At 55.7% G+C, this 8,758-nt stretch carries 9 protein-coding genes; 8 read left to right on the forward strand and 1 reads right to left on the reverse strand.

All coding sequences use genetic code 11. From position 1 onward, the window contains the following. Window positions 1–303 precede the first annotated feature (303 nt). Both CNQ84_RS19950 and CNQ84_RS19955 read left to right on the forward strand, forming a co-directional pair. Window positions 304–1,323, forward strand: a complete 1,020-nt coding sequence (locus tag CNQ84_RS19950; protein ID WP_096006503.1) for an SIR2 family protein — start codon at window positions 304–306, stop codon at window positions 1,321–1,323. An 8-nt stretch (window positions 1,324–1,331) separates the two neighbouring features. Further along, on the forward strand, window positions 1,332–3,062 hold the full coding sequence (locus CNQ84_RS19955; protein WP_096006504.1) for an ATP-binding protein: 1,731 nt from the start codon (window positions 1,332–1,334) through the stop codon (window positions 3,060–3,062). Between the two features lie 191 nt (window positions 3,063–3,253). Here CNQ84_RS19955 and CNQ84_RS20435 read toward each other — a convergent pair whose 3' ends face one another. Continuing rightward, window positions 3,254–3,439: a hypothetical protein gene (locus CNQ84_RS20435; protein WP_133065933.1), complete on the reverse strand. Its 186-nt coding sequence runs from the start codon at window positions 3,437–3,439 to the stop codon at window positions 3,254–3,256. 186 nt (window positions 3,440–3,625) lie between these two features. Here CNQ84_RS20435 and pqqA point away from each other — a divergent pair, with 186 nt between their 5' ends. Genes pqqA through CNQ84_RS19985 form a run of 6 tightly spaced genes read left to right on the forward strand, consistent with a single transcriptional unit; the run spans window position 3,626 to window position 8,681 of the window. Continuing rightward, window positions 3,626–3,697 carry a pyrroloquinoline quinone precursor peptide PqqA gene (gene pqqA, locus CNQ84_RS19960; protein WP_063607997.1) on the forward strand — a complete coding sequence of 24 codons (72 nt, stop codon included), beginning with the start codon at window positions 3,626–3,628 and terminating at the stop codon, window positions 3,695–3,697. Between the two features lie 56 nt (window positions 3,698–3,753). After that, window positions 3,754–4,665 carry a pyrroloquinoline quinone biosynthesis protein PqqB gene (gene pqqB, locus CNQ84_RS19965; protein WP_096006505.1) on the forward strand — a complete coding sequence of 304 codons (912 nt, stop codon included), beginning with the start codon at window positions 3,754–3,756 and terminating at the stop codon, window positions 4,663–4,665. 10 nt (window positions 4,666–4,675) lie between these two features. Next, window positions 4,676–5,428, forward strand: coding sequence for a pyrroloquinoline-quinone synthase PqqC (gene pqqC, locus CNQ84_RS19970; RefSeq protein WP_096006506.1), 753 nt, complete (start codon window positions 4,676–4,678; stop codon window positions 5,426–5,428). After that, the gene (pqqD, locus tag CNQ84_RS19975; RefSeq protein WP_096006507.1) at window positions 5,425–5,703 is read left to right on the forward strand and encodes a pyrroloquinoline quinone biosynthesis peptide chaperone PqqD; all 279 of its coding nucleotides are present in this window, start codon (window positions 5,425–5,427) and stop codon (window positions 5,701–5,703) included. The genes pqqC and pqqD overlap by 4 nt, the downstream gene beginning before the upstream one ends. Beyond that, window positions 5,675–6,817 (forward strand): pyrroloquinoline quinone biosynthesis protein PqqE, encoded by a 1,143-nt coding sequence (gene pqqE, locus CNQ84_RS19980; RefSeq protein ID WP_096006508.1) that lies wholly within the window; start codon window positions 5,675–5,677, stop codon window positions 6,815–6,817. The genes pqqD and pqqE overlap by 29 nt, the downstream gene beginning before the upstream one ends. Beyond that, window positions 6,783–8,681, forward strand: a complete 1,899-nt coding sequence (locus CNQ84_RS19985; RefSeq protein WP_096006509.1) for an alpha/beta hydrolase family protein — start codon at window positions 6,783–6,785, stop codon at window positions 8,679–8,681. The genes pqqE and CNQ84_RS19985 overlap by 35 nt, the downstream gene beginning before the upstream one ends. Window positions 8,682–8,758 lie beyond the last annotated feature (77 nt).

The following is an 8,758-nucleotide window of genomic DNA, read 5'->3' on the forward strand; positions in this document are numbered from 1 at the left end:
CGCCCGCGTAAACGGGGACCCTGGGTCTGTGCAAGCAATACGCCTTGCGCCTTGACCAAAAAATCAGCTTGCCGTGTGCTCTCCTTTCGCTAAAGTAGGAAGCACTTCACAAATTTCGCTGCAGCGCGAAGGCGTCAAAAACACCAGGGAGGGTGGAAATCGCATGATTTCATTCAATTTTTCTATGGATGCACTTTCGGTGTTATTCCAAGCGCACTAATTATGTGTTAGCGCTGCGTGCTCGATAGTCACTGTTAGGCGCAAAACCCATATGTATAGTTACTAGTCAATATAAGGGATGTTATGTCTGAGGGAATCCTAGATAAAATATCAAAACAAGCTCAAGGTTATTACAGAAACACTCCCGTAATTATACTGGGCAGTGGAGCCTCGGCTGCTTTTGGAATGTCCGGGATGGGGAAGCTGGCACAGCACCTTGTGGCGAACGTTGATGTGGGGGATTTACTTGGCGATGAAAAAGCTTCTTGGCATAGATTTTGTGAAAAACTAAAAGCGGGTATAGACCTAGAAACGGCGTTACATGATGTTCCATTGTCACATGAGCTAACTAGTAAGGTGGTTTCTGAAACATGGAACCTACTAGCGCCTGAGGATTTTACAGTATTTGAGGGCTCACTAAATAATTCCTCATTTTTCCCAGTGGGCAAGCTGTTGAGGCACATGTTTAGGAGTACGGCAACAGAGCTAAATATAATAACGACTAATTATGACAGATTGGCAGAATATGCATGCGAACAAGAAGGTATTCATCATTATAGCGGCTTCTCGCATGGCTACAGAGGCTATACGGTTAAGAAAGATTATTTGTCTTGCTCTAGGCAGGTGAATATTTGGAAAGTACATGGCTCTCTGGGTTGGTTCACTAATTCGGACGGTGTGATTGTATCTTTAAATAATATCAATAAAATTCCTGATGGTCTAACGCCGTTAATAGTGACGCCTGGTATTGAAAAGTACCGTAGCACTCATAAAGAGCCCTATAAAACAATCATTCATGAATCTGACGATGTAATGGATGACGCCACCGCGTATCTATGTGTTGGTTTTGGTTTTAATGATGAGCACATTCAAACGAAGCTAGTAAATAGGTGTGCAAACAATGGGGCTTCAGTAATTATTATAACTTATGAGTTGACTGAGGCCACGAAGGCGTTTATTGCTAGCAAAAGCACCAGTAAATATTTGGCTATCGAGGCGGCTGAGGGTAATAAATCGCAAATTTATAGCTCCCTGTTGGACGGGTCAGTAGAAGTAGAAGGCGAGTTCTGGTCGCTTAATGGTTTTATGAGTTTGATAATGTAAGGGAATATATGGCTATTTTTAATTTTAATGACGATGAGGCTTTGGGGAAAGTAGCATCTGTGGATACTGCAACTGTTGTTGTAGAGGTTAATGATGTAGATCTTTTAAAGAGGCTGCAAGTTAATAGGTTGGCTGTATTGCAGAGTAGTAAACCTGGGCAACATTTGATTGGAATTATCAATCAGGTGACAAGGAAAAAGCTAATACCTTCTGTCGCTGTAGAAGATGAAGAGCCTTCTGATGAACTAAATTTATGTAAAGTGGCATTGATTGGAACCTTGATTGATGCTGAAGGTACAAAAAGAAATATATTTCGCCGAACATTGGAAAGCGTGCCTGAAATTGATGCCAATTGTTTTGCATTGGAAGGCGAAAAGCTAACATCGTTCATGAGGGTCATATCACATGCGGAAGCTGATGGCAATTCATTAACATTAGGCAAATATACCTTGGATGAAAATGCAGTCGCTTACTTAAATGGTAATAAGTTTTTCCAGCGACATGCCTTTATCGGAGGGAGTACTGGTGCTGGTAAATCTTGGACTACAGCTAGGATTATTGAACAAGTTTCTCAGCTGAAAAACTCAAATGCTATAGTTTTTGACTTGCACGGTGAGTATTCTCCTTTGGATGGGGATAATATTAGGCACTTTAAAGTTGCAGGGCCAAGTGATATAGAGTTAAAGCGTACATTGGCGGACGGTGCTATATATTTGCCTTACTGGCTGCTGTCATATGAGGCATTGGTTTCATTGTTTGTTGATCGCAGTGACCAAAACGCGCCAAACCAAGCAATGTTAATGGCGAGAGAAGTCAATTCAGCTAAAACTAGATATCTAGAAGATGGTGGTCATCAAGATATTTTGGATAATTTTACAGTTGATAGTCCGGTTCCTTTTGACTTGTCATTATTGATACGTGAATTAAATGCCATCAATGTTGAACGTATACCTGGTGCCAGAGCGGGAGCCGATAAAGCTGGTGAATTTAATGGTAAATTAAGTAGGATGATTTCTCGTCTGGAGAATAAAATATCAGATCGTCGTTTAGGTTTTTTATTTCAAGGTGGGGAAGATGTTTTAAAGTTTGACTGGTTGAATAGGTTGGCTGATGCTCTTTTAGGAAGTAGTGATGAAAATGGAAGTGGAGGGGTTAAGATAATTAACTTTTCTGAAGTGCCGTCAGACGTGCTTCCGCTAATCGTTTCTTTAGTAGCTCGGCTTGCTTTTTCTGTGCAGCAGTGGACTCCTTCTGAAGAGCGTCACCCTGTCGCAATTTTATGTGATGAAGCCCATTTGTATATCCCGAATAAAAATGTGTCGGGAGCATCGGACGATATATCCATTCAGATTTTCGAACGCATTGCTAAAGAAGGTAGGAAGTACGGAGTTAGCTTGGTGGTTGTTACGCAAAGGCCATCGGAAGTGAATAAAACAATACTTAGCCAGTGCAGTAACTTTGTGGCTATGAGGCTAACCAATTCTGATGATCAATCTGTTATTAAGAAGCTACTCCCAGATAGCTTGGGTGGTTTTAGTGATATCTTGCCTACTTTAGATACTGGTGAAGCGCTTGTTGTCGGAGACGCAAGTTTATTGCCTAGTCGTATACGCATTGACGAGCCTAATAGGAAGCCGGATAGTGGTACCATCGAGTTCTGGAAGGAATGGCAAGGTGATGTGGCTGCTGGTCGGTTAAATAAAGCAGTAGATAACTGGAGAAAGCAAAATATTCAGTAATGTGCGCCTAATTTTTCGTTTAAGAGGATGAATGGTTGGCTTTTGCTTCTTTTTTTGCTGGTTTAAGTCAACTATTTTGTTACCTTTTAACGAGGCGTTAACGGTAAATCAGTATGGAGATATTACTGCTGATAATTTTGGGTCTTTATATTGCTTTGGGCATTGGATAACGACGCGCCACCATTTCGGAATCACATTTCGAGCGTTGTCGCTGTGAGCAGAACAGTGCTTAAGCTCAAGCCATATTCGGACGTCGCGCTCCATGAGTGAATACCTGAATTCATTTCAAACATTTCAGCGGCTTCAGGAAAATATTCGCCTGCTAGCGGAGCCGAGTTCCCAGCTGAGAGAGCCGGATGGTCGGACTTCTTCGTCATTGCCGCTAGCTGCTTTGGCTTATCCCGGACTCCCCTCGGAGTGATGCCTGGCCCCCCCCACACCAACCAAATCACGACCAAATCTACTCCCAAAGTATCATTCGTACCCCCCGATCCCGGTGTTTAACTGAGTCCGTCGGTTCCTGCCGACGCTGTAAACCCACGCAATAACAAGAGGATCGACCCATGTGGACTAAACCCAGCTATACCGACCTGCGCATTGGCTTTGAAGTCACCATGTACTTTGCCAACCGCTGAGTACCGGGCGCCCCGGTTTCCGGGGCGTTTAGGCACGCTGGCCGAGGACAGATCCCATGCATGTACAGATACTTGGTTCGGCTGCTGGCGGTGGTTTTCCGCAGTGGAACTGTAACTGCCGCAACTGCGACGGCTTGCGCCGTGGCACGCTGAACGCGAAAGCGCGTACCCAATCTTCCATTGCCTTGTCGGATGACGGGGTGAACTGGATTCTCTGCAACGCTTCCCCCGACATTCGTACCCAGCTGGAGCAGACGCCTGTGCTGCAACCGGCGCGCTCGGTGCGTGATACGGCGATCCGGGCGATTGTGCTGATGGACAGCCAGATTGATCACGTGACCGGGCTGCTGACCCTGCGTGAGGGTTGCCCGCACGAGGTCTGGTGTACCGATATGGTCCATGAGGACCTGCAGACCGGCTTCCCGCTGTTCCCGATGCTGAGCCATTGGAACGGTGGTTTGCAGCGCCGTCGGATCGGGCTGGGTGAGCCGTTCCGTATTCCGGCTTGCCCGGCGCTGGAGTTTTTGCCGATTCCGCTGCGCAGCGCGGCGCCGCCGTATTCGCCGCACCGCAACGACCCGCACCCCGGCGACAACATCGGCCTGCTGGTGCGCGACACCAACACTGGCGGGGTGCTGTTTTATGCGCCGGGCCTCGGCCAGCCGGATGACGGGTTGCTGGCGACCATGCGCGATGCCGATTGCCTGCTGGTGGACGGCACCCTGTGGCGCGACGACGAGATGGCCTTTGCTGGCGTGGGCGACAAGCTCGGCAGCGAGATGGGCCACCTGCAGCAGAGTGGGCCGGGCGGGATGATCGAGCTGCTGGATGCGCAGCCGGCTAGCCGCAAGGTGCTCATTCATATCAACAACACCAATCCGATCCTGGACGAGGACTCTGCCGAGCGCGCCGAACTGGTTGCGCATGGCATTGAGGTCGCCCATGACGGTATGCAGATCGTTCTGTAAGGAGGCCGCCATGCAGCGCGAGCCGATGAGTATTGCCGAATTTGAGCAGGCCCTGCGCGACAAGGGCCGCTACTACCACATTCATCACCCGTTCCACGTTGCCATGTACGACGGCAGCGCCACCCGCGAGCAGATTCAGGGTTGGGTGGCGAATCGTTTTTACTATCAGGTCTGCATTCCGGTGAAGGACGCGGCGATTCTGGCCAACTGCCCGGACCGCGACACCCGCCGCGAGTGGATTCAGCGCATCATCGACCACGATGGCGAGCCGGGCAGCGAGGGCGGTATCGAGGCCTGGCTGCGCCTCGGCGAGGCCGTGGGGCTGGACCGCGAGGTGTTGCTGTCCCAGGAGCTGGTGCTGCCGGGCGTGCGCTTTGCGGTGGATGCTTACGTCAACTTCGCCCGCCGGGCCAGCTGGCAGGAGGCGGCCAGTTCGTCGCTGACCGAGCTGTTTGCCCCGCACATTCACCAGTCGCGGCTGGACAGCTGGCCGCAGCATTACCCGTGGATCGATCCGACCGGGTACGACTATTTCCGCAAGCGTCTGAAAGAGGCCCGCCGCGACGTCGAGCACGGCCTGCGCATTACCCTGCATCACTACACCACCTGGGAGGCGCAGCAGCGCATGCTGGAGATTCTGCAGTTCAAGCTGGACGTGCTCTGGAGCATGCTCGACGCCATGACCATGGCCTTTGAACTGGAGCGCCCGCCGTATCACACGGTCACGGCCGACAGGGCCTGGCACCGGGGGATTGCGCTATGAATCCGGTGGTGCGCGATAACACGCCGGTGCTGCGCCCCGGCTTTCGTCTGCAATGGGAACCGGTACAGAACAGCCACGTGCTGCTCTACCCGGAGGGCATGGTCAAGCTGAACGAGAGCGCCGCCGAGGTGCTGTTGCTGGTGGATGGCAAGCGGCCGGTCGCCGACATCATCGACACGCTGACAGACAAGTTTCCCAATGTGCCGGGACTGGACGAAGACGTTCTGGCCTTTATCGAGGTGGCCCATGCTCAACACTGGCTCCACATCCGCTGAACAGGGGCCACCGCTGTGGCTGCTGGCCGAGCTGACCTACCGCTGCCCGCTGCAGTGCCCGTACTGCTCGAACCCGCTGGAGTTTGCCAACCACAAGGGTGAGTTGAGCACCGCCCAGTGGATCGACGTATTCACCCAGGCGCGAGCGCTGGGCGCGGCGCAGCTGGGTTTTTCCGGTGGCGAGCCGCTGGTGCGCGAAGACCTTGCCGAGCTGATCGGCGCGGCGCGAGAGCTGGGCTTTTACACCAACCTGATCACCTCCGGCATGGGGCTGACCGAGGCCAAGATCGAAGCCTTCCGCGAGGCCGGGCTGGATCATATCCAGATCAGTTTTCAGGCCTCCGATGCCGAGATCAACAACATGCTGGCCGGCTCGCGCAAGGCGTTCGAGCAGAAGCTGGCGATGGCGCGGGCGGTCAAGGCGGCGGGTTACCCGATGGTGCTCAACTTCGTGACCCATCGGCATAACATCGACCAGATTGACCGCATCATCGAGCTGTGCGTGGCGCTGGAGGCCGATTTTGTCGAGCTGGCGACCTGTCAGTACTACGGCTGGGCGCACCTGAACCGCGCCGGGCTGCTGCCGACCAAGGCGCAGCTGGATCACGCCGAGCTGGTCACCAACCAATGGCGCGAGAAGCTGGCCGAGCAGGGCAATCCGTGCAAGCTGATTCTGGTCACCCCCGATTACTACGAGGAGCGCCCCAAGGGCTGCATGAATGGTTGGGGCAATATCTTCCTGACCATCACCCCGGACGGCACCGCGCTGCCGTGCCACAGCGCGCGGCAGCTACCGGTCAGCTTCCCCAGCGTGACCGAGCACAGCCTGTCGCACATCTGGTATGACTCTTTCGGTTTCAATCGTTTCCGCGGCTATGATTGGATGAGCGAGCCGTGCCGGTCCTGCGACGAGAAGGAGAAGGACTTTGGCGGCTGTCGCTGTCAGGCGTATTTGCTGACGGGTGATGCCACTCAGGCGGACCCGGTGTGCAGTAAATCGCCACACCATCACAAGATTCTGCAGGCCAGAGCCGAAGCAGAGCTGCCCCAGCCGGGGATAGAGGAGTTGACCTTCCGCAATGAACGTACCTCGAGGATCATCTGCAAGGCCTGATGTAACCGTGCCCGGCCGCTGGCCGAGCGACTTCAGCGCAGCGCAGGCGGTCGCCGCCAGCGCTGACTACAGCGATCTGTGCTGCGCCGATGGCGCGCTCTGGTGGCTGACCTTCCGCCCGCAGCAGGGTGACAGCGTGCTGCAGCGTTGGCAGGACGGCGTCACTCGCACCATTACCCCCCAAGGCCATTCCGTACGCAGCCGCGTGTATGAGTACGGCGGCGGCAGCTTCTGCGTGCTGCCCGGCGAGTACGAGCCCGACTGCCTGCTGGTGTTCGTCAACGAAGCCGACCAGCAGCTGTATCTGCAATGCCCGGAAGGCCAACGCCTTGAACCCCTGACCCAACACCCTGAGTGCCGCTACGGTGGGCTCTGCGCCGACCTTGCGCGCCGCCGCGTGCTGGCGGTGGAAGAGGCGCACCTGCCGGGGCGGGTGGAGCACCGGCTGGTCGCCATCGGGCTGGATGGCTCGCGCCAACTGCTCGCCAGCGGCGCTGACTTCTACCACAGCCCGCAGGTCAGCGATTGCGGCACCCAACTGGCCTGGATCGAATGGGATCGCCCCGACCTGAGCTGGACTCGTACCCGGCTGATGCTGGCAACCCTGGCGGCCGACGGCAGCGTGGCTCAGGTGCAATCGCAGGGCGGGGCGGATGAAGCGCTGCAGCAGCCGCGCTTTGATGCCAGCGGCCAGCTGTGCTGCCTGTCTGATCGCAGTGGCTATTGGGTGCCGTGGCTGTTTGCAGCTGACGGCCCGCGCAAGTTGCCGGCGATTGCCGCCGATCACGCGCCCGCACCGTGGCAGCAGGGCAGCAACACCTGGCTGCCGCTGACTGACGGCTGGATGGCGCTGAGCTGGAGCGAGGCCGGGTACGGTCACTTGGCGCTGCGCCATTCGGTCAGCGCCGAAGAGCGGCGGCTGGCCCACGCCTACAGCCGCTTTCGTCACCTGTGCAGCGACGGCAAGGCGCTGTATTGCATCGGCGCCTCGCCCAGCTGCACCGCCGCCATTCTGCGCATTGAACTGGCCACCGGTGAACTGACCCGCCTGCTGGGCGAAGACAGTGCGCTGGACGCCGCTGATCTGTCGCGCCCCGAGCGGCTGCTGTATCTGAGCGCGGGCGGCGAGAGTGCCCACGGCTTTTTCTACCCGCCGCGCAACCATGCCCAGCATCTGGATCAGCCGCCACCGTTGCTGATCTTCACCCACGGTGGGCCGACGTCGGCCTGCTATCCGGTGCTGGATAATCGCATCCAGTTCTGGACCCAGCGCGGCTTTGCCGTCGCCGACCTCAACTACCGCGGCAGCACCGGATTTGGCCGCGCCTACCGCCAGCGCCTGCAGGGCTATTGGGGCGTGACCGACGTGGAAGACGTGCTGGCGGCGGTCGACTATCTTGGCCAGCAGGGCAGCATCAACCCGGCGCAGGTGTTTATTCGCGGCTCCAGTGCCGGCGGCTACACCACCCTGTGCTCGCTGGTGGCCGGGGCCGGGCGCTTCCGCGCGGCGGCCAGTCTGTATGGTGTGAGTGATCCGCTACAGCTGCGCGCGGTGACCCACAAGTTTGAAGCCGACTACATCGACTGGCTGATCGGCGACCCCGACACCCAGCCAGACCGCCACGTCGAACGCTCTCCACTGGCCCAGGCCGACCGCATTCGCACTCCGGTGATCTTCTTCCAGGGCCTGCGCGACGCGGTGGTGCTGCCCAGCCAGACCGAACAGATGGTCGCCGCGCTGGACGACAACGGCGTACCCGTGCACTGCGTCACCTTCGCCGACGAACGCCACGGCTTCCGCCAGGCCGCGCATCTGGCGCAGGTGCTGGAAGAGGAGTTGGCGTTTTATCAGGCGTGGTTGTGATACGGAGAGCCCCTGACGCGAACGGCACGCCTCATTACTTCGTCATCCTCGCGCAAGCGCACTGCTGTCCGGAATAA

Source organism: Pseudomonas abyssi, from assembly GCF_002307495.1.
GTDB classification, from domain to species: Bacteria; Pseudomonadota; Gammaproteobacteria; order Pseudomonadales; family Pseudomonadaceae; genus Halopseudomonas; species Halopseudomonas abyssi.